Source organism: Pseudoalteromonas luteoviolacea NCIMB 1944 (assembly GCF_001625565.1).
GTDB lineage: Bacteria > Pseudomonadota > Gammaproteobacteria > Enterobacterales > Alteromonadaceae > Pseudoalteromonas > Pseudoalteromonas luteoviolacea_F.
The window spans coordinates 14,450-35,336 of sequence record NZ_AUXS01000030.1 but is presented as its reverse complement, the minus strand read 5'-3'; the positions used below and the strand labels follow the sequence as shown (position 1 = coordinate 35,336).

Annotated in this window: 19 protein-coding genes; 14 read left to right on the top strand and 5 right to left on the bottom strand. The window is 42.1% G+C overall.

All coding sequences use genetic code 11. The features are described 5' to 3' along the window. Window positions 1-3 precede the first annotated feature (3 nt). Genes recF through dnaA form a run of 3 tightly spaced genes read right to left on the bottom strand, consistent with a single transcriptional unit; the run spans window position 4 to window position 3,626 of the window. Window positions 4-1,092, bottom strand: coding sequence for a DNA replication/repair protein RecF (gene recF / locus N483_RS11070; protein ID WP_023400958.1), 1,089 nt, complete (start codon window positions 1,090-1,092; stop codon window positions 4-6). 10 nt (window positions 1,093-1,102) lie between these two features. Continuing rightward, complete coding sequence (gene dnaN / locus N483_RS11065; RefSeq protein ID WP_023400957.1) at window positions 1,103-2,206, bottom strand: DNA polymerase III subunit beta; 1,104 nt, start codon at window positions 2,204-2,206, stop codon at window positions 1,103-1,105. 10 nt (window positions 2,207-2,216) lie between these two features. Continuing rightward, window positions 2,217-3,626, bottom strand: a complete 1,410-nt coding sequence (gene dnaA, locus N483_RS11060) for a chromosomal replication initiator protein DnaA (RefSeq protein ID WP_023400956.1) — start codon at window positions 3,624-3,626, stop codon at window positions 2,217-2,219. A 694-nt stretch (window positions 3,627-4,320) separates the two neighbouring features. Here dnaA and rpmH point away from each other — a divergent pair. The 7 genes from rpmH to N483_RS11030 all read left to right on the top strand — a co-directional run bounded on the left by rpmH (window position 4,321) and on the right by N483_RS11030 (window position 9,291). Then, window positions 4,321-4,455, top strand: a complete 135-nt coding sequence (rpmH, locus tag N483_RS11055; protein WP_005492430.1) for a 50S ribosomal protein L34 — start codon at window positions 4,321-4,323, stop codon at window positions 4,453-4,455. A gap of 5 nt (window positions 4,456-4,460) precedes the next feature. Continuing rightward, complete coding sequence (gene rnpA / locus N483_RS11050) at window positions 4,461-4,874, top strand: ribonuclease P protein component (RefSeq protein WP_023400955.1); 414 nt, start codon at window positions 4,461-4,463, stop codon at window positions 4,872-4,874. Window positions 4,875-5,023: 149 nt separating this feature from the next. Then, on the top strand, window positions 5,024-5,287 hold the full coding sequence (gene yidD / locus N483_RS26665; protein WP_046357238.1) for a membrane protein insertion efficiency factor YidD: 264 nt from the start codon (window positions 5,024-5,026) through the stop codon (window positions 5,285-5,287). Window positions 5,288-5,295: 8 nt separating this feature from the next. Then, on the top strand, window positions 5,296-6,927 hold the full coding sequence (gene yidC / locus N483_RS11045; RefSeq protein ID WP_023400953.1) for a membrane protein insertase YidC: 1,632 nt from the start codon (window positions 5,296-5,298) through the stop codon (window positions 6,925-6,927). Window positions 6,928-7,389: 462 nt separating this feature from the next. After that, window positions 7,390-8,058 carry a cytochrome c biogenesis protein CcdA gene (locus tag N483_RS11040; RefSeq protein WP_023400952.1) on the top strand — a complete coding sequence of 223 codons (669 nt, stop codon included), beginning with the start codon at window positions 7,390-7,392 and terminating at the stop codon, window positions 8,056-8,058. A gap of 19 nt (window positions 8,059-8,077) precedes the next feature. Further along, window positions 8,078-8,539, top strand: a complete 462-nt coding sequence (locus tag N483_RS11035; RefSeq protein ID WP_231105447.1) for a TlpA disulfide reductase family protein — start codon at window positions 8,078-8,080, stop codon at window positions 8,537-8,539. Next, window positions 8,539-9,291, top strand: coding sequence for a TlpA family protein disulfide reductase (locus N483_RS11030; RefSeq protein ID WP_023400950.1), 753 nt, complete (start codon window positions 8,539-8,541; stop codon window positions 9,289-9,291). Before N483_RS11035 ends, N483_RS11030 begins: the two co-directional genes overlap by 1 nt. Here N483_RS11030 and N483_RS11025 read toward each other — a convergent pair. Beyond that, window positions 9,283-11,457 (bottom strand): winged helix-turn-helix domain-containing protein, encoded by a 2,175-nt coding sequence (locus N483_RS11025; RefSeq protein ID WP_023400949.1) that lies wholly within the window; start codon window positions 11,455-11,457, stop codon window positions 9,283-9,285. The two genes, N483_RS11030 and N483_RS11025, sit on opposite strands and share 9 nt — an antisense overlap. A gap of 126 nt (window positions 11,458-11,583) precedes the next feature. Between N483_RS11025 and mnmE the strand changes: the two genes are divergently transcribed. Then, on the top strand, window positions 11,584-12,948 hold the full coding sequence (gene mnmE / locus N483_RS11020; RefSeq protein ID WP_023400948.1) for a tRNA uridine-5-carboxymethylaminomethyl(34) synthesis GTPase MnmE: 1,365 nt from the start codon (window positions 11,584-11,586) through the stop codon (window positions 12,946-12,948). Window positions 12,949-12,994: 46 nt separating this feature from the next. Here mnmE and N483_RS11015 read toward each other — a convergent pair whose 3' ends face one another. Beyond that, the gene (locus N483_RS11015) at window positions 12,995-14,557 is read right to left on the bottom strand and encodes a serine hydrolase domain-containing protein (RefSeq protein WP_023400947.1); all 1,563 of its coding nucleotides are present in this window, start codon (window positions 14,555-14,557) and stop codon (window positions 12,995-12,997) included. Window positions 14,558-15,217: 660 nt separating this feature from the next. Between N483_RS11015 and mioC the strand changes: the two genes are divergently transcribed. From mioC to N483_RS10985, 6 genes are all read left to right on the top strand, one after another. Next, window positions 15,218-15,661, top strand: a complete 444-nt coding sequence (mioC, locus tag N483_RS11010) for an FMN-binding protein MioC (protein ID WP_023400946.1) — start codon at window positions 15,218-15,220, stop codon at window positions 15,659-15,661. A 417-nt stretch (window positions 15,662-16,078) separates the two neighbouring features. Further along, the gene (gene mnmG, locus N483_RS11005; protein WP_023400945.1) at window positions 16,079-17,968 is read left to right on the top strand and encodes a tRNA uridine-5-carboxymethylaminomethyl(34) synthesis enzyme MnmG; all 1,890 of its coding nucleotides are present in this window, start codon (window positions 16,079-16,081) and stop codon (window positions 17,966-17,968) included. Between the two features lie 15 nt (window positions 17,969-17,983). After that, window positions 17,984-18,604: a 16S rRNA (guanine(527)-N(7))-methyltransferase RsmG gene (rsmG, locus tag N483_RS11000; protein WP_023400944.1), complete on the top strand. Its 621-nt coding sequence runs from the start codon at window positions 17,984-17,986 to the stop codon at window positions 18,602-18,604. A gap of 13 nt (window positions 18,605-18,617) precedes the next feature. Continuing rightward, window positions 18,618-19,403, top strand: a complete 786-nt coding sequence (locus N483_RS10995; protein WP_023400943.1) for a ParA family protein — start codon at window positions 18,618-18,620, stop codon at window positions 19,401-19,403. Between the two features lie 16 nt (window positions 19,404-19,419). Beyond that, window positions 19,420-20,364 (top strand): ParB/RepB/Spo0J family partition protein, encoded by a 945-nt coding sequence (locus N483_RS10990; protein WP_023400942.1) that lies wholly within the window; start codon window positions 19,420-19,422, stop codon window positions 20,362-20,364. 138 nt (window positions 20,365-20,502) lie between these two features. Continuing rightward, window positions 20,503-20,883 (top strand): ATP synthase subunit I, encoded by a 381-nt coding sequence (locus N483_RS10985; RefSeq protein ID WP_023400941.1) that lies wholly within the window; start codon window positions 20,503-20,505, stop codon window positions 20,881-20,883. The last annotated feature ends 4 nt before the right edge of the window (window positions 20,884-20,887 follow it).

The following is a 20,887-nucleotide window of genomic DNA, read 5'->3' as shown; positions in this document are numbered from 1 at the left end:
CAATTAATTTGTTATTAAACGACCATGTTCCACGTGGAACATCTCAATATCTTTATCGAGCCGTTCCACAACAGGCGTTAAACTGTCTGAACTGATTGCTGAAATAAATAGCTGAGAGTTGCAACTTGCAAGTAGCTTAGCAACACACTCCAATGTTTCAGAGCTCAGTTCAGATGGTAAATCATCGATTAGCAATATCGACTGTTTTTCAGTCTCTTGTTCAATTAAATTATTCTGCGTAATCTTGAGCGCATAAAGTAACAGCTTGAGTTGGCCTCTGGACATGATCCCTTCAACATTGTGACCATGTACTTTAAAATTAAAGTCCGCTTTATGTGGGCCTCGGCTTGTATAACCAAGTTTTAAATCTCGCTCAAGCTGTGATTGAAGTACTTCTGCCAGTTCCCCTTTCCAACCCGCATCGTAACGAGCTTCAAGGCCTTCAAACACAGGGCTAATCCCCCCTATCTTATCAAAAAAATAGCCTTCAAACCTACTTATATACGCTTTTCGATAGATATTTATTTGCTCAGCCATCTCAACAAACTGCTTATCCCAAAACTTAATTTGTTCTACGCAATTTGCTGGCTTACTTTTTAGCAAAGCATTTCTCTGTTTGAGTACTTTATTAAAGCTTTTCCATACATCAAAAAACAAATGTTCCACGTGGAACACACCCAAATCTAAAAACTTCCTTCGCTCTTTTGGTCCGCCAAAAAACAACTCATAGCTTTCAGGTGTGATTACTTGCACCGGTAGAATTTGCGCTAATTCAGCTATTCGTCTACTGGCTTGACCTTGAATACGAAGCTGAGTATCACCACTTTGATCTTTGCTAATACCGATTGGTATAGACAAGTTATGTAATTGTTTTTTACCATGAACAATACATTTTTCTTGGCTATTGCGGATCATTAATTTGTGCTTGTTGGTACGAAAAGAGCGGCCGCTAGACAAAAAATAAATGGCTTCCAACAGACTAGTTTTGCCACTGCCGTTTTGGCCCAGTATTAAATTTAGATCTTTTGAAGGGGAAATAGAAATCGCCTCAATGTTACGGAAATCATTGAGGCTAAAATGTGTCAAACTCATAAGCGCCCTTCTACAGGCGCATTGGCATTACTACGTACATCGCATCATCCTCACCACTGCCTTCAATTAAGGCACTGCTGTTCGAGTCTGCCAACGTAAACTGAACATCCTCTGTTTTCAAAGTATTCAATACGTCTAACAGATATGAAACGTTAAAACCAACTTCCAAGTCTTCGCCTTGATAGTTTACTTCTACCGTTTCTTCTGCTTGTTCTTGCTCAGGGTTGTTTGCACTTATCTTCAATACACCACTGCTGAGGTTAAGTCTAACCCCTCTGAACTTCTCGTTGGATAAGATGGAAACACGTTGAAACGCACTACGCAGCCATTCTCGGTTAGCAATAACCAATTTATCACCACCGCGTGGTAGCACTCGACGATAGTCAGGAAAGCGACCATCGACCAGCTTACTAGTAAAAATAACTTCTTGATCAATAATACGAAAGTGGTTTGCACCAAATTGTATAGTCAACTCTTCGTCATCTGCTGGCAGCAAACGCATTATTTCTAACACCCCTTTACGAGGGATGATCAACTGCCTTTGTGAACCCAAAGATTGCTCAAGTTGCTTCTGTGCAATAGCAAGGCGGTGCCCGTCAGTAGCAACGGTCTTTATTTCATTACCGTCCACTTCAAATGACATACCGTTCAAATAGTAGCGAACATCTTGATTAGCCATAGAGAAGTGAGTAGCTTCAAGTAACTTACGTAGCTCCAAGCGTGTCAGCTTAAATTCCACTTCACCTTGCCATTCTTCCAAGTTTGGAAAGTCTTCTGCTGCTAAGGTGGTTAAAGAAAAGCGACTCTTTCCACTGGTTAACAATACCTGATGCTCCTGAGAGCTAAAGTTTAGATCTGAGTTATCTGGTAAACTTTTACAAATATCTAAAAGCTTTTTCGCAGGCAATGTTAACTTCGTATCCGCAGTGTCATTATCTAGCGTGACAGACGCGACTAATTCAATTTCAAGATCGGTGCCCGTCATAGACAGCACACCATTTTTCACTTCTAAAAGCACATTAGACAGAATAGGTAGTGTGTGCTTGCGCTCAATTGCGCCAGACACTTGCATTAACGGCTTTAAAAACTGTTCTCTTACTATCGTTATTTGCATCACTTAACCCTTAAGATGACAATGTTCTGATCAAGTTTTGATAATCTTCTTTTACTTCGTGGCTCTCTTCACGAAGCTCTTTTACTTTACGACAGGCATGCAACACCGTTGTATGATCTCTGCCACCAAACGCATCGCCAATTTCTGGCAAGCTATGGTTGGTTAATTCTTTGGACAGAGCCATGGCTACTTGTCTTGGTCGTGCAACAGATCGACTGCGTCGCTTGGAAAGCAAATCAGATACGCGAATACGATAATACTCAGCCACTGTTCTTTGAATATTATCTATCGTAACCAGCTTGTCTTGAAGCGCCAATAAGTCTCTGAGCGCCTCTTTAACAAACTCAATTGAAATTGGTCGACCGGTAAAGTTGGCATTTGCGATAACGCGGTTTAAGGCCCCTTCCAACTCTCGAACATTTGAACGTAGTTTTTTGGCGATAAAAAATGCCACTTCGTGTGGTAAGTTGATGTTACTTTGCTGAGCCTTTTTCATCAAAATAGCCACCCGAGTTTCAAGTTCAGGTGGTTCAATCGCAATTGTTAGGCCCCAGCCAAATCGGGATTTTAGTCTATCTTCAACACCTTCAATTTCTTTAGGATAGCGATCTGATGTCAGGATAATTTGCTGATTACCTTCTAACAGCGCATTAAAGGTGTGAAAAAACTCTTCTTGTGAGCGCTCTTTGTTAGCAAAGAATTGAATATCATCAATCATCAATGCATCAACACTGCGGTAGTAACGTTTAAAGTCTTCGATCGCATTGTTTTGCAGCGCTTTAACCATATCTTGTACAAAACGCTCTGAATGCATATATACAATTTTGGCATCTGGTTTTTTATCAATAATACCGTTGCCAACAGCGTGCAATAAATGCGTTTTACCCAAGCCAGTACCGCCGTATATAAATACAGGGTTAAACGCCGAACCTGGATTGTCTGCAACTTGCGTCGCAGCAGCTTTTGCAAGTTGATTAGACTTACCTTCGACAAAATTATCAAAAGTATAATTTTCTTTGATATTTGATTTAACGCTAGATTTCGGAGCCGGCTCAACTTTCACTTCGTTAACAGGCATATGTGCCGTGCTTTTTGACGACACCTGTGCCGCGCTTGGCGCTTGTGTTTCGCCACCAGAAGTATCCGCTGTTACTTGAGGTTGTACCTGCGCCATTGGCTTGCTGCCAACATCGAAGCGCAATTCCGGCGCTTCATCTCCACAGATCTCAATCAGGAGCTCATTTATTCTATTTAAGTACTTTTCTCGAACCCAATCCAACACAAATCGATTAGGTGCATAGATGGTTAAAGTATCTTCGGTACTTTCTGCTTGTAGTGGCCTAACCCACATATTGAACTGCTGCGATGGCAGCTCATCTTGCAAAACATATAAACAACTTTGCCAAACCGACAGATACACATTGCACTCCGAACTAGTTATTATTCCCGTACATCTTTAATGTCGGCTTTTTGCATTCATTCACAAAATAACCAACAGAGTTATTCACAGCTAACTCAGAGATCTACGGAAATGTTTGTATATTATCAATTATTCACAGGTGGAAGCCGGATATTATGAAGTGTTCTTATCCACAACATCAATATTGACTTTTTAAAAAATTAAGATCTCACCAAACAAAAAACACAACCCAATGTTTTATAAGACATTTTAATTTTATTAATTTCCAAAGATCTTATCAAAAAAAGAGCAAGATCTCACCATAAAATTAAGATCAATTTGAGTTTTCCAAAGGTTGTTGGCAATTTTCACCCAAGCGCTGTGGAAAACCCTTCAAAGATCAATTAACTTGATCCACAACTTAGATCTGGATCTTATATAGATAGATCCCAATAAATGATCCTTCTTATATATAGCTATAAAAAAGCAGTTGGTATAAAGGTAAAGCACAACCTCTACATATACCTTATTAAGGTATAAAACCTTTCATTTCTGTTCTTTTTCATCCAGATTGCCTATAAAATAAGCCTAACAACACAATTATGATTGACTTTCACGCGCGTCGGCTTTAATATCTCGCGCTCGCAATGGCACCTGTGCCAGGATCGCGACCTGCATAGGATGTTTTAACTTTAACCGATCGGATGGATTAGTTATGAAAAGAACTTTTCAACCAAGCGTACTTAAACGCAAGCGTACTCACGGTTTCCGTGCTCGCATGGCTACTAAAAATGGCCGTAAAGTACTAGCACGTCGTCGTGCTAAAGGCCGTAAAGAACTATCTGCTTAATATAAGTGGAAGGTTTAGGCTTCAGCAGGGAGTTACGTCTGTTAACTCCCTCGCATTACTCTCGAATATTTCAAGAACCTGCTCGCGCAGCGAATCCTGTTTTTACTCTCTTGGCAAAACCGAATGATGTTGGTCATCCACGTCTTGGATTAACCGTTGCTAAAAAGCGCTGTAAAAAAGCATGTCAACGCAATCGCATTAAACGCCTAGCACGTGAAAGCTTTCGCCTTAACCGTCACAAACTAGATAACATCGATATAGTGTTAATGGTCAAAACGGGTGTAGACGAACAATCCAATGAAGAGTTGACGAAACAACTTAACAAACTTTGGCGCAAAGTGAACGAGCGTTGTAAACCAGGCGCACCAAAACCCAAACATCATAAAAAACGTCCAACCAATAAAAAGCCTAAAAAATAACAGCGCTTTTATACTTCTATAACTGTCCTAACATGGCTATTTTAAGCGAATTAGGGTAAGGTTAGCTCACCTTTTAATCACTCAATTATCGAGTCTACCTCGCGACTATGAAACACGCCTCAAAGACAAAAAGCGAGTGGAAACGATTGGTGGATTATCCGCTTTCGGTAATACGTCTGTTTTTGATAACGCTTATCAAAGCCTATCAAAAATTTATCAGTCCAATGCTTGGACCGCATTGCCGGTTTAATCCAACATGCTCAAGTTATGCAATTCAGGCAATTAATTTACACGGAATTGCAAAAGGGAGTTGGTTAGCGGTTAAACGCATATTAAAATGTCACCCTTTAAGCGCAGGTGGGGATGACCCCGTCCCTGAGAAATCGAATCAAGATAAACAACACGAGAAATAAGAGCTGTTATGGAATCGCAACGCACGTTTTTATTGATCGGATTGCTTTTAGTATCTTTTTTGCTATTCAGCGAATGGCAAGAAGAGCAAGCTCAGAGCAAAGCCGAGACCAGTGCTGTCACACAAGTGGCCACTTCACCTTCAAATACCGATCAAGCGGATATTCCAGCTTCTAGTGAAGCGGATATACCGGTTGCACAAACTCAAGCGGTTCGTTCTGTGATCACAGTAACGACTGATGTGCTTGCCGTTAAAATCGACACTAAAGGTGGTGATATTGTTGAAGCCAAATTACTTCAACACGCTGACACGCATGGTAGCGATATACCTTACTTACTACTTGGTGAATTTGAAGGGAAGCAATATCTTTCACAAAGCGGGTTAATTGGTCTAAATGGCCCTGACGCATCAAGTGAAGGTCGCCCTGTTTATCAAACTGAACAAAGTAATTACACTTTATCAGGTGATGAATTGCGCGTACCTTTAACATTTGTCGACAGCAAGGGCGTCCAGTTTACTAAAACATTTGTATTCAAAGCAGGCCAATATGATGTCTCTATGGAATACGATGTTGTAAACGCAACGGACAACCCAGTCCAAGTTCAGCTGTACACGCAAATCAAGCGTACAGCACAAGACAAAGACAGCATGGTTGACCAAACGTTCCTAGGTACAGCGTATGGCACACAAGATGAGCCATATGAAAAGTATTCTTTCGACGATATGGCTAAAGCTAATCTGAACGAAAATACGTTAGGTGGCTATGTATCGTTTATCCAGCATTACTTTGTTAGTGCGTGGGTACCACAACAGGATGTCAACAACACCATTTACACCTCTCTTAGAAATAATCAAGGTATCATTGGTGCAAAGGGCGAGCCGGTAAACATTCAGGCCAATTCCGAAGCCAAGCTTTCTGCTATCTATTATATGGGCCCGAAAGATACCGATGCACTTGAAGCTATTCATGAAGATTTGGACCTGACAGTTGACTATGGCTGGTTGTTCTTCATCTCTCAACCGCTTCTAGTACTACTAAAATTCCTTTACGGCATTTTAGGCAACTGGGGTCTGGCTATCATAGGTATCACGGTGATCGTGAAAACATTCCTTTACCCGCTGACAAAAGCGCAATATACCTCTATGGCAAAAATGCGTGCACTACAGCCTAAGATGCAGCAGCTAAAAGAGCGTTACGGTGATGACCGCCAGAAGTTTGGTCAAGCCATGATGGAAATGTACCGCAAGGAAAAAGTAAACCCTATGGGTGGCTGTTTCCCACTGTTATTACAGATGCCTATCTTCTTAGCGCTTTTCTATGTATTCCTAGAATCAACAGAGTTACGTCACGCTGAGTTTGGCTTATGGCTAACAGACCTCTCTGCAATGGACCCATACTACGTACTTCCAATTCTATTTGGTGCAAGTATGTTCCTAACGCAAAAGCTACAACCAATGACTATCACAGATCCTATGCAACAAAAAATGATGACATATATGCCTGTTGTATTCTCTGTCTTCTTTATTTGGTTCCCATCAGGTCTGGTACTTTATTGGCTAGTCTCTAACTTAATCTCAATCGCACAGATGCTTATCATCTACCGTGGTATGGAGAAAAAGGGCATTAAAGTACGCGATTAATGCGAATGCTCATTTTTAAAAACGCCCGCTTTTGCGGGCGTTTTTGTTATATAGCTTGTACATACAACCTATCCAAAAACCCGAAACACTTTGCTTCACACTTCTAAAAAATAAAATCAAAGAACTGAATGAAAGGCAGTTATCTGCTTTATATGTCATTCAAATAGGACTCAATTTTAGCGCCCTAAAAGTTATCCCACTCCAACCACAAACGTATTTTTTGCCAGACACCAGTGTGCCCTGCTGCTGAATTTAGATCTTTCATGAGGTAGTGCCATCGCTGCTTTGTTGCAAACAAAGCTTGTTCAGCTCACCTATAAAATCAATTTCCAATGAGAAAAATAAAACATTACAAAACAGACATTTGATAATTTTTTATATTGATTTGATGACGCTTTGATAGGTCGATTTAACGCTAATGTGCATGCTGATACACACTCAAAACAAGATGAGAATAACGAAATGGAGCAACAAATTATTGGGACCTTGAACAGTTTAGATCTAAATGGCTGGCTAATTCCCACAGTGTTTTTGGTCGGGCTGCTAACCAGCTTAACGCCCTGTGTTTACCCTATTTTACCTATAACCATTGCAACATTTGCGCAAAGAAAATACACACGCATTGCGCCTCTACTATATTGCCTGGGTTTTGCGCTCATTTATGCAGGGCTCGGCTTAGCAGCAGCGTTGACCGGCAATCTATTTGGCCAAGTCGCCAGTAACCCCTTGATACTACTGATATTTGCCAATATTTTGCTCTATTTTGCTGCCATAAATCTGGGAATTGTTTCTTTGCCGGCACTACCAAATCAACGGCAACAGCGTAGCACGATGCCATTTATGGCGGGTATGGCTAGCGCACTGGTTGCCGCCCCTTGCACCTCACCTGTATTAGGCGCATTGCTTATACTTGTCGCATCCAACCAACACCCGCTGCTTGGCGCTATTTTACTATTTAGTTTTGCGCTGGGCATGAGTGCGTTACTTCTGCTGGCAGGAACAAGCACAAGACTGCTCTCTAAACTGCCAAAGTCGGGAAAGTGGCTCTCATATATCAGTAACTTCACAGCGCTCACCTTAGTGGCGATGGCGCAGTACTTTTTAATTCAAGCAGGTAAAAGCTGGCTCTAACATCTCAAAAAAGGAAATTATGATGAAACCCCTCCTCCCGTTATTAATGTTATTCACAACACATGTATTTTCAGCCACAGCTCCCTATCCTCCGCTCAATGCTACAACGCTGGATGCTCAGCAAGTTTCAAGCAAAGCGAAAGTGACATATCTCAAGTTTTGGGCTACTTGGTGTGCATATTGTGTAGAAGAAATGCCACTCTTAGAACAAAGCTATCAACAAGCAAACGATGGCTACCAAGTTATTGCCATTAATATTGGTTTTAATCAATCTCAGCGTGGCGTTGTCAGTTACCTCAAAAAACATGACTATCAATTCCCGACGGTCTTTGACAGCGATGGCAGTATTACACGCCAATATCAAGTTCTGGGTACGCCACAACATATCTTGTTAGACGGACATGGTAACGAACTATATCGCAGTGCCCTCTTTACAGATGAACTTGCAAATAAGCTCAGTAAGTTACAAGGGAGTCGCTAATGTATATACAAGTTAAAAGGCTCATAATATTGGGGTTTTTGTTACTTTCCTATAATGCTCAAAGCACCACAGTCGAGTATGTATTCATTAATATATGGGACGAGTATACGCATACAACACAGCTGCCGAATACCAAGGTAAAACGTATTTTCATACAACCAGACATCAATGTAGATAAAGCCAGCGTAGAGCTATTTATTGATGCATACCCAATATATCAAGGTCTCACCATAGATAAACACAATCACTTGATGAACAGGTTTCAAGTGAGGAAAACGCCGACTAGCGTGCTGGTGGAGAATGAGCAAGTTATATCGAAAAGACCGTTAACTACAACAGCAAAGACAACTTCTAAACCGAAGCGCTCTTCACCATTGCAAACCTTGTCAGGGAAACCGCTGTTAAAAACACGTTTGCAACAAGACTATCAAGTGCTATTTTTTAGCGACAGTTTGTGCCCCTTCCAGCATATTCCTGCATGTGAAAAACGCATTGCTCAAAACAACCAATTGGCGAAAAAAAGACCTGAAAAATTTTTAACCGTGATCAAACCTTTTTATGTCGACGAACATAGTGCCTATGCATATCAAAAACGCTTTGCCGTGCAACATGATATGGTCTTTGATACATATAATCAGCTATTCGAATATTATCAAATAACTGAATTGCCTTACTGGGTCGTATTCGACACTCAAGGAAAAGTTATTTATAGAAGTGCACATATGCCTACAAGGGATCATATCTCACTCTAGAACCCATTTACTTTGACAATACACACTGTAGGGCGCATCCAAGAGCATTATCTGCTTGATGCTATTGCGTCGCCCTGCTTGTTGTTTATATTCGTCGAGCTGCTGCAATAAAGGTGCACTGTTTTTTAGCACACTCAACATCTCAGTGCTCTTTTTTTCAAGTGCATTATTTTGTGTCATATGCGCCGCAATGGATGAGTAAAACAACATCAAATGCGCGTCTTTATTTTTATCTAAATCGACCAAGCTAATTGCACGCTCAGGCTGACCGCGCATAATATGTATATACATCTGAGTATACGCGGCATAAGTTGCAGCTTCATTGATTGAAAAACGCTGGTAATCAGCCAGAGCGCGTTCAGTCAGTGTTTGTGCTTTATCTAAATTACCAAGTTTTAGCCAAGTCCAAGCTAACAATAGTGTCGCATTTGTACGTGTCATAACAGAAGTATCTGGCTCAGCCAGTAGCACGTTAAATTGCCGTTGAGCAGCTTGAATAGCATCCATATCACTGTGGGTGAGGCCAATGTCCATAAACGCCATAGCCTTGAGCAAATTAAGCTGCTCGACAGCTGAGTTAAACTGTTCGTTTACTTCAACCTGATTGAGATAATAGAGTGCTTTTTCCCCTTTGTGTAGCTGTATATAGTAAAAACCCAAGTAAGTAAGCACTTGCATTCTAAAGTGAAGATTACCGCTATCAGAGACGATCTGAAGTGCCTCCAATAAACTCTTTTCACTTTCGCTCACCGGGACTAAATAGTTTTGACCATACGCGAATAAGCTTTTTGCCAAGTCAATTTTATCCTTGCTCTGGCGGTAATATTCAATAGCATGACTCAGCACTTTTTTACTCTGCGCTAGGTTGAGCTGGCTTTTACCTTGTGGACCTGCAGCTGGCGGATTCGCCAAATAAAATGAGCGCTGTGCTTCACTGTATGCAAATGACCGACTACCAACAAGTGCGTAGGCTGCATTCATCGCCATCGTGTAATCCTGCCATTGCAATAAATGCCAAGCAACGTCGGCCTTAAGTTGATAAGCACTGGCTATCAATTCAATTTGCTGGCTATGCTGCGCCATGATGAGCGCAGACTGGGCATTTTTCTCTGCTTGCGAAAACTCACCAAGTGCCTTTTGAAATGCCCCTAAATAAAGATAGTAACGCGCTTGTAAAACGGTAGATGCATGGGTGATGTCCAAAGCTGCAAAGCGCGCTCTTGCATGTGTTATATCACCTTGATGCCATGCAATTTGAGCCAGCTCCAATTGTGAGGGTAAATGATGGGGCGCTAAGATCAATGCAGCTTCAAAATAAGGTTTAGCTAATTGAGGCCCAAACTCATTCAAAGCTTGAAGCCCGCGATAATAGTCGGCTAACCCAGGACTTGGCTCGATGTGATCGTCTCGACGCGCCACTTGACCTTGTAACATAAACAGCAATTGCTGTGCGATCTCAGTAAAGTTTTGATCTAAATGTTCCACCACCACTTCTGCATGACGACTATCGAGCTTAGCCTGCAATAAAAAGCGTTGTTGCATTGGTTTTAGCGTCAGCCTTAACTGTGACGGTTGCTCCTCTGTTGGCAGCTTCAGTAGCTCAGGAGTCTGACTTTTTGGCAGTAATTGATGGGTGTGTTGTAGATGTTCCTTAAGAACGCTTTCGAGTGCATAACCCCACCATGCGTTGGCTTGCACGCCGGTTTCATTGCGCATCGGCAAAATCAAAAGTGCAGACTTTTGAATCTCTTGTACTTCAACTTTCTCCATAAATGACGAGGTTACGATTGACGTACCGACCGTAATAGCCGCAGCACCACATAAGGCCAACACTAACTTTAGCCGTTTTCTTGCGCACTTTTGGGCTTTAACATCGCAGATCCATTGATAGCCTTGTTGCGGCAATGTCCGAATATAGGTTGGCTGCTGTGCGTCGTCACCTAGAGCTTGCCGCAATTCATTGATGCTCTGTGTCAGCGCCGCTTCTCTATATTCTCCATGTTGCCATAAGTCTGAAAGTAGCGTCTCCCGTTTGATCACTTGATGTGGATTTGCCAAAAAGTAAGCTAGCAGCTGCAGTACTTTAGGCCGCAGGGAGTAGCGATCTTGTTGGTTGTACAAAACCAACTTTTCAGCGTCAAATCGGAATGGGCCAAATAGCAACACGAAGTGGGTCTTCCTTAATCTCTATATCTTGAGTAATTCACTTTATTCATTCCCATCCACTATACCTGAGAAATGCCAATTGCTGTACAATTGAGCTCAGAACACACTCATTTAGCAAGAGTCATCATGATTGCACAAGATACGATAGCAGCTCAGGCAACCGCACCCGGTCGTGGCGGTGTAGGGATAATTCGAATTTCAGGCACAGCAGCGAAGTTAGTTGCAGAAAAAATCTTGGGTAAATGCCCAAAGACACGATATGCCGAATATTTACCATTTAATACCCTAGCTGGAGAGCAACTCGATCAAGGTATCGCATTGTTTTTCCAAGGACCTAACTCCTTTACAGGAGAAGATGTGTTGGAATTACAAGGCCATGGTGGCCCTGTTGTCATTGATATGCTGCTCAAAGAGATCAGCCAAATTGACGGCGTCAGATTGGCCAAACCGGGTGAATTTTCTGAGCGTGCATTTATGAATGACAAACTCGATTTAACCCAAGCCGAAGCTATTGCCGATCTAATTAATGCTACCAGTGAACAAGCTGCAAAGAGTGCTCTACATTCGTTGCAAGGTGATTTCTCAAAACATATTAATGTGCTGGTGGAGCAAGTTATCCACTTGCGAATGTATGTTGAAGCGGCCATTGATTTTCCAGATGAAGAAATTGATTTTTTATCAGATGGTAAGGTCGCAGGCGATTTACAAGCGATCATCACACAATTAACTGAGGTTCGGCGTCAAGCCAAACAAGGCAGTATCATGCGTGAGGGTATGCGTGTTGTCATTGCTGGCCGTCCTAATGCTGGTAAGTCCTCTTTGTTAAATGCGCTTGCTGGTCGAGAAGCAGCCATCGTGACAGATATTGCAGGCACTACCCGAGATGTTTTAAGAGAGCATATTCATATTGATGGCATGCCACTGCATATTATCGATACAGCGGGACTGCGCGATAGCCCTGACAAAGTTGAACAAATCGGTATCGAACGAGCCTGGGAAGAGATCAGCGGCGCAGATCATGTTTTGTTTATGGTCGATGGTACAGATACCCAAGAAACCGATCCGCTAAAAATTTGGCCTGAATTTATGGAAAAGCTGCCAACAGGCATGGAAATCACAGTCATTCGCAATAAAATCGATCTTTGTGGCGAGCAACAAGGGCTGTGCCAACAGGGGAATTACCCTGTTTTAAGACTTAGCGCGCAAGCCAATACAGGCATTGATACTTTGCGAGAACACCTCAAAGCGTGTATCGGATTTACCGGTGCAAATGAAGGCGGGTTCATGGCTCGCCGCCGTCACCTCGATGCGCTAGAACGTGCAGCTGAACACCTAGAAATAGGCCAAACACAATTAGAAATGCACGTTGCTGGTGAAATATTAGCCGAAGAACTGCGCTTAACTCAGCAACACTTGAATGAAATTACCGGTGAATTTACATCAGATGACTTACTAGGCAAAATCTTCAGTTCATTCTGTATCGGTAAATAGCTCATGAGATACCCGCTGCTCACGCATCGGGTATCCTATTCCCACATTATTTACCAGATGCGAGCGGCATTGCACCTTTAATACCCAATTTATGTAGTAATTGGATGGCGCCGTATTCAAAATCATACAAGCTGTCTGACACGACTTGGTGATTCGCGGTGATCACTCGGATACCAAGCGGTTCTACCATTGCTGCATTTACCCCCCAAAACCCTGAATGACCAACGCTTTCAAAGCCATTCATTTGGTATTTTGCCAATGCCAGTCCATATGACTCCGATATACCTTCTTGTGACCTTACAGGCATCCAATGAGATTGAATTGCTTCATCTAAAGTAGGATCTTGAACCAATGTACGCTGGTGGAGTGCTGTAAAATACAGATTAAGATCATCAAGTGTGGATACGATCCCGCCTCCTGCCCAAGCAAAAGAGGTATTCACGCCTAATTCCACAATATTGTGATTTCCATACAGTGCTGGTGGAATATCCTCAAAATCGGCAGCGATATTGAAGTAATGTTCAACAATTTTGTCATCCCCCCGAGCTGGTTCATGTTGATCCATGTAAGTATTATTCATACCTAGCGGCAAGTACACCCGCTCATACAGCAATTGCTCAAAGCTTTTTCCTGTATATTTCTCAAGCGCCCAAGCTAAAATATCCGTATTGCTGTTGCCGTATAAATGCTGCTCACCTGGCATATCACCAAGCGACTGCGTGATACCTCGTCGCAATAGATCTTCAATCAATAAGTCAGAATGCCACACAGCTGGAATATCTTCTCCAGTTCCTAGCAGCGCAGCTTGAAAGGATCGTGTATCTGGCGCGTTCAAGTCTGATAGGTAAGAAACAAAGTCTTCAATGCCACTACTTTGATCCAACAACTGTCGTACCGTGATCGCCCCACCCCGTTTAACGCCATTTAGAACATGAAAGTCTTCCACTTGATAACCGCTTGGCATATCTGTTTCTGAGACTAACTCAGCAAGTGTGGTGTCCAGTGTAATAACACCTTCATCAATTAAGGAAAAAGTAACACCAGCACTGAGGGTTTTTGAAATGCTTGCAATACGAAATGGCGTATCTATCAATAAAGGGACTCGATCATCTTTATCCCTATACCCGACCGCTCCTCGCCATACTTGGCCTTCAATACCAAAATCTACAAGTGCTTGCATCCCGGGAACCAGTTCTTTCGATTCACTGTACGTGTCGCTGAGTAATTTGTCTAACTGCGGGAAAACAGCCTCTTCAAGGCTTTGTGCTGTGATTACAAAACGCGACTTTTCCTTTAAACGCCATATATCTTTTGCTTCAACTTCAAATATATACTCCCCGGCTTTGGCTGGCAAAGTGACCTCTATGGACTGATCTTTAATGCCATCAACTTCAAGGGTTGCCTGGGCTGGTCCTGAGATTTGGCGCCATTTAATTTCCTTTAAATTATCGTCTTTATCACTCACAACAGCCGTCAATGACAGCTGCGTTGTCACTACCGCACTATGATTTGGCTGTGCAATTTCAATATCCGGTGCATGGTTGTTGTTATTGCAGCCTGTCAATAAACTGCAAATTAAGCTAGGTAAAACTAAGTTCATTGGTTTCATTTCATCGCTCCTTTGATCAATAAAGCGATCTTAGTTCCTAACTAACATGCGAGACTGTCTAAAATTCGTTTAAAAGTGAGAACAAATGTACATATTTCATACAAAACAATGAATAACTCTGGAAAGTTTTTACGTACCCGACACTGCCACCTAAATAATATCGGACATAATGAACAAACTCATATTGATAAAACACCAAGATCGCAGAGAAAAACGACCTTTTTTACTGGATCAGCGCAGAAAACGACTCTCTTCAGCCCGTAAAAATGACTAAAAACAAGAGCTTTTAGAATATTTTCTTATATAGATCAAACTTTATAGATCCAAAAAAATAAGATCATCACATCAAAAAAGATCTTTATTCATGCACAATTATCCACACATCGGCATTTAGCCATACGCCATTCATTTTAAGTGCTTGTGAAAGGCAAATCCTCTCCCCCACACAACCCACTTACACCCTGCTTATCCACAATTATTAAAGAATTACCGCAGCAGGAATAATTTATTTACACATTTTAAATCAACAACTTAATACAACCAACCCACAAAAGAGCGAAATTTCATCTAATTATTTTTATCCCAAGGGTGAAGTAACACTTTACTTCTTTTTGATCCCCATTATTATGAGCCACATATACAGAGAGATATTGAGATACGATGAGTAATATTGAGATCATTATTGGTAGTCAAATGGGTTCGGCTGAATATGTTGCAGAACAATTAGCAGAGGATCTAAATGCCCGCGCTTTAACATGCAATGTACATGAACAACCAGATTTATCTGAATGCGCAAGCAATGTATGGCTACTGGTTACCTCTACGTACGGTGCGGGTGATTATCCAGAAAACTTATTGCCTTTTATCTCTCAGCTTGATGAACAAGCAGATCTTAGTCATGTCCGCTTTGCCGTTGTTGGCATCGGCGACTCAAGCTATGACACCTATAACTATGCAGCTATCAATAGTGAAAAGCTTTTAATTGAAAAAGGTGCGCAGGCGCTTTTGCCAACACTCAAGATAGATGTATTAGATGAAGCACTACCTGAAGATACCGCACTAGCTTGGTTACCTCAGTTTAGTGAGCAGGTAGCAAATAACTAAATAAGATCAGTTCTTCATAAGTTATCCACATTTTCTTATTTTTGAAACACCATATGTGGATAACCTTTGATCTAACTGCTGATCTAGTATTACTTATCCATTGGATAAATTTAATCAGATTTGTGGCTGTGAATAAATAGGCTATTTGATCAAAGCTTATCCGCCCTTAGATCCGATCTAATTCACACTATATGATCTGACTTAAGTCTATGGATCACAATAGGAATATAACCTTATTCACAGATCTAGCCTTGACTAAATATAAGATCAATAAAGATCTTTAAAAAGATCCTTATATATTTTAAGAGATCCATTTTTGGCTTTGGCTAATATTTAATCGTTTCACTTCTGCGTTTTTCTAGGTAGAATACGCACCCTTTCGAAATTTGCTGGTTGTTTTTAAGTAGGATCCCGTAAATGATTTATCATGAACATTTTGACGTAATCGTGGTTGGTGGCGGTCATGCTGGTACAGAAGCTGCGTTGGCAGCTGCACGTATGGGTATGAATACCTTATTGTTAACTCACAATATGGATACTTTAGGCCAAATGTCTTGTAACCCAGCGATCGGCGGGATCGGCAAAGGTCACTTAGTGAAAGAGATCGATGCACTTGGTGGCGCGATGGCACAAGCGATCGATAAAGGCGGGATCCAGTTTAGAACGCTAAACTCATCTAAAGGTCCAGCCGTAAGAGCAACTAGAGCACAAGCAGATCGCGCATTGTACAAAGCTGCGATCCAAGATACTTTGCAAAACCAAGCTAATTTAAAAGTATTCCAACAAAGCTGTGATGATCTGATCGTAGAGCAGGATCAAGTCAAAGGTGTGGTAACACAAATGGGTTTGCGCTTTAGCGCACAATCCGTAGTGCTAACAGTAGGTACTTTCTTAGGTGGCCAGATCCATATTGGCCTTGAAAACTACAAAGGTGGTAGAGCAGGGGATCCACCTTCAATTGCGCTGGCACACCGTTTACGTGAATTACCGTTCAGAGTAGATAGACTTAAAACAGGTACTCCACCACGTATTGATGCGCGTACTGTAGATTTCTCTGTTATGCAAGAACAACCGGGTGATACGCCTACACCAGTATTCTCATTTTTGGGCAAACAATCAGATCATCCTAAGCAGATCCCTTGTTATATAACTTATACAAATGAGAAAACCCATGATGTGATCCGTGAAAATTTACATCGTTCTCCTATGTATGCTGGTGTTATTGAAGGTGTCGGACCGCGATATTGCCCGTCAATAGAAGATAAAATCGTACGTTTTGCAGATAAAGAAAAGCACCAGATCTTTGTTGAACCTGAGGGGCTTACATCTTATGAGCTATATCCTAATGGTATTTCCACCAGCTTACCTTTTGATATTCAGTTAGATATTGTCCGTTCGATCAAAGGGTTTGAAAATGCTCATATTTGTCGTCCGGGCTACGCCATTGAATACGACTTTTTTGACCCTAGAGACCTAAAGCAATCTCTTGAGACTAAATTCATTAATGGTCTTTTCTTTGCTGGACAAATTAATGGTACGACTGGCTATGAAGAGGCGGGGGCACAGGGGTTAATCGCGGGTATGAACGCTGCGCTGCAAGTTAAAGGAGAAGATCCTTGGACGCCTCGTCGTGATGAAGCCTATACAGGTGTTTTGATTGACGATCTAGCAACTCTGGGTACAAAAGAACCTTATCGTATGTTTACCAGTCGTGCCGAGTATCGCTTACTATTACGTGAGGATAACGCTGACTTGCGCCTTACAGAAAAAGGCCGTGAGCTTGGTTTGGTAAATGATGAGCGTTGGGCTGCATTTAATAACAAGCTAGAAGTAATGGAGCAAGAGGCACAACGTCTTCGTTCTACTTGGATCCACAAGGATCATGAGGCCTTAGATCAGGTCAACGCATTACTTAAATCACCACTGACACGAGAAGCCAGCCTTGAAGATTTGATCCGTCGCCCTGAAGTGAGCTATCGCGAATTGATGGCCATTGATGGGTTAGCCAGTGAACACGATAACTGGCCAGCCCTTGAGCAGGTGGAAATTCAGACTAAATATGCTGGGTATATAGCGCGCCAACAAGACGAGATTAATAAACAGCTTCGCCACGAAGAAACTTTGCTACCAGCCGAATTTGATTACAGTCAGGTAAGTGGCTTGTCTAACGAGGTGGTTGCTAAGCTTACCGACGCGCGCCCACAAACGATTGGTCAAGCATCGCGTATTTCTGGTATCACCCCAGCCGCTATTTCGCTATTATTAGTCTATCTGAAAAAGCAAGGGCTGTTACGCAAGTCAGCGTAGCAGCAATGGAAAACTGTGTTATTAGAACAACTCAATGCTTTGTTGGCTGAAACCGAGATTTCGCTGACCGAAAATCAAAAACAGCAGCTTGTCGATTATGTCGGGCTGCTCGACAAATGGAATAAAGCCTACAACCTGACTTCTGTGCGTGATCCAAAAGAGATGATGGTTAAACATATTTTGGATTCACTGGTTGTTGCGCCTCATCTTACTGGCAAACATTATATTGATGTCGGCACAGGTCCTGGTTTACCTGGCATTGTATTGGCAATCGCTTTGCCCGACACTGAGTTTGTACTGCTTGATAGTCTTGGAAAAAGAGTACGTTTTTTAACCCAAGTAAAACATGCGCTTGGACTAAAAAACGTGACACCTGTGCAGTCTCGTGTTGAAGAATATCAGCCAAGTGTTAAATTAGACGGTGTACTGAGTCGTGCATTTGCGTCCCTGCAAGATATGGTGCAATGGTGTACACACTTGATTGACTCATCGGGACGATTTGTTGCACTGAAAGGAATGTATCCGCAAGATGAATTAAATAGTCTGCCTGAAGGCATTTCTTTAGAGCAAAATATCACCTTGCAGGTACCTAACCTTGAAGGTGAACGTCATTTAATTATTCTTACTAAAGACTAAACTCGAGGACACTGTGGCTAGAGTCATTGCAATTGCAAACCAAAAAGGTGGTGTTGGCAAAACAACCACTGCGGTTAACCTTGCTGCCTCGATGGCGGCAACGAAAAGAAAAGTACTGCTGATAGATTTGGATCCACAAGGTAATGCCACCATGGGCAGTGGTGTTGATAAATATAGTGACGTGGCAACTATCTATGATCTACTGATCGAAGAAACGCCCATCAAAGAGGTGATCTGTACAGACACTTCTGGTGAATATGATCTCATTTCGGCCAATGGTGATGTAACCGCTGCGGAAGTGAAGTTGATGGAGCTGTTCGCCCGTGAAGTCCGTTTGCGTAACGCCATTGAGTCTATTCAAGACGACTACGAGTTTATATTTATTGACTGTCCCCCTTCATTAAATATGCTGACCGTCAATGCAATGGCTGCTGCTGATTCTGTTATGGTGCCGATGCAATGTGAGTATTATGCATTGGAAGGGTTGACGGCATTGATGGATACCATTACTCAGTTGTCGAAATTGGTTAACCCGGAGCTGCAAATTGAAGGGATTTTACGTACCATGTACGACCCTAGAAATCGATTAGCAAATGATGTATCAGAACAGCTTAAACAACATTTTGGTGAAAAAGTATACCGCACTGTGATCCCAAGGAATGTACGCTTAGCTGAGGCGCCAAGTTTTGGTGCGCCGGCGATGTATTACGATCGAGCATCCAGTGGTGCAAAAGCATATCTTGCACTAGCTGGAGAAATGTTACGCCGCCAAGAAAAACAAGCCGCTGCTGTAGCTTAAGAGGATAGAAAACAACATGTCGGTGAAAAAAAGAGGATTAGGTAGAGGCTTAGATGCATTATTAAGTTCTGCTAAGCCACCTTCAGGTATGACTCCCCCTGAAGAAACGAAAGTGCAAGCTGCTGAGCTGGCACCCACCCCTGATAGCCAACAGTCAGAAACATCAGATCAAGAATTACAGCGGTTGCCGATCGAATTTTTACAGCGCGGCAAGTATCAACCGCGTAAAGATATGTCAGAACAAGCGCTTGAAGAGTTGGCAAACTCAATACGAGCACAGGGCGTGTTACAACCCATTGTCGTGAGACAATTGAGTTCTGAACAGTATGAAATTATTGCGGGTGAGCGTCGTTGGCGTGCTTCACAGCTTGCTGGTTTGGACGTTGTGCCCTGTATTATCAAAGATGTGGAAGATGATGCAGCAGTAGCGATTGCGTTAATAGAAAATATTCAACGTGAAGATCTTAATGCCATGGAAGAAGCTGTTGCGCTTGATCGACTACTCACTGAATTTCAGTTAACCCACCAGCAAGTTGCTGATGCTGTAGGTAAATCTCGTACAACTGTGACTAACTTGTTACGTTTAATCAACCTCAATGATGATGTAAAAATCTTGTTAGAACATGGTGATATAGAAATGGGCCATGCTCGCTGTTTATTATCACTACAAGGTGAAGCTCAATCCGAGGCTGCTCGCACTGCGGTTGCAAAAGGGCTGACTGTGCGTGAAACCGAAAAGTTAGTTCGTACCATGCAGGAACCTGTGGTTAAAAAAGAAACAAAGGAAAAAGACCCCGATGTCAAACTGTTAGAGCAACAGCTTGCAGAAAATTTGGGGGCGAAAGTCGAGATCAACTACAATCAAAAAGGCAAAGGAAAGCTGGTTATATCCTACGCAGATCTTGATGAACTAGACGGTATTCTTGGGCGGATCCACCCAGATTTACAACAACCCTCCTAAAGGTCAATTTTGCGGCGGATTGAGTGCTTAATTTATACCTCATTTCGTCGCGTCAAGTTGCAAATTGAGCAGAAATCAGTATAATTTCGCCAGTTTTTATACCCTGATAAATTTTAGCGTCATTAAGGTTAATATAAAGTGACTCATTCGTTAGCTGGCCCGTATAGACGAGCCGCATTAAAAGGTGTCTTGCTTCAGGGTATCGTAGCATTAGTAGCTGCAGTAATAGTTTTAGTAGGTTGGGGAGCCCAAGCCGGCATGTCAGCGTTGGTTGGCGGCTTTGCTATTGTGCTTCCCAATTTAGTATTTGCTTTGTATTCATTCCGATTTGTCGGAGCGAGTAAAGCGAATCAAGTGTATGACTCGTTAAAACGAGGCAAAGGATTAAAATTTTTGCTAACCATTTGCATGTTTGCACTGGCGTTTAAACATTTGAGTGTCATGGCGTTGCCATTTTTCTGCTGTTACATACTAGTGATGTTCTCGCAGTGGCTAGCACCGATTTTTTTTAATCATTAACTTT

Bases quoted from the DNA above. Each gene is read 5' to 3' on its own strand.
- N483_RS10990 (WP_023400942.1), top strand. From the start codon at position 19,420: ATGTCGGTGAAAAAAAGAGGATTAGGTAGAGGCTTAGATGCATTATTA.
- mnmE (WP_023400948.1), top strand. From the start codon at position 11,584: ATGATTGCACAAGATACGATAGCAGCTCAGGCAACCGCACCCGGTCGT.
- dnaN (WP_023400957.1), bottom strand. From the start codon at position 2,206: ATGCAAATAACGATAGTAAGAGAACAGTTTTTAAAGCCGTTAATGCAA.
- N483_RS11035 (WP_231105447.1), top strand. From the start codon at position 8,078: ATGATGAAACCCCTCCTCCCGTTATTAATGTTATTCACAACACATGTA.
- N483_RS11030 (WP_023400950.1), top strand. From the start codon at position 8,539: ATGTATATACAAGTTAAAAGGCTCATAATATTGGGGTTTTTGTTACTT.
- N483_RS11040 (WP_023400952.1), top strand. From the start codon at position 7,390: ATGGAGCAACAAATTATTGGGACCTTGAACAGTTTAGATCTAAATGGC.
- yidC (WP_023400953.1), top strand. From the start codon at position 5,296: ATGGAATCGCAACGCACGTTTTTATTGATCGGATTGCTTTTAGTATCT.
- recF (WP_023400958.1), bottom strand. From the start codon at position 1,092: ATGAGTTTGACACATTTTAGCCTCAATGATTTCCGTAACATTGAGGCG.
- mioC (WP_023400946.1), top strand. From the start codon at position 15,218: ATGAGTAATATTGAGATCATTATTGGTAGTCAAATGGGTTCGGCTGAA.
- N483_RS11015 (WP_023400947.1), bottom strand. From the start codon at position 14,557: ATGAAACCAATGAACTTAGTTTTACCTAGCTTAATTTGCAGTTTATTG.
- rpmH (WP_005492430.1), top strand. From the start codon at position 4,321: ATGAAAAGAACTTTTCAACCAAGCGTACTTAAACGCAAGCGTACTCAC.
- mnmG (WP_023400945.1), top strand. From the start codon at position 16,079: ATGATTTATCATGAACATTTTGACGTAATCGTGGTTGGTGGCGGTCAT.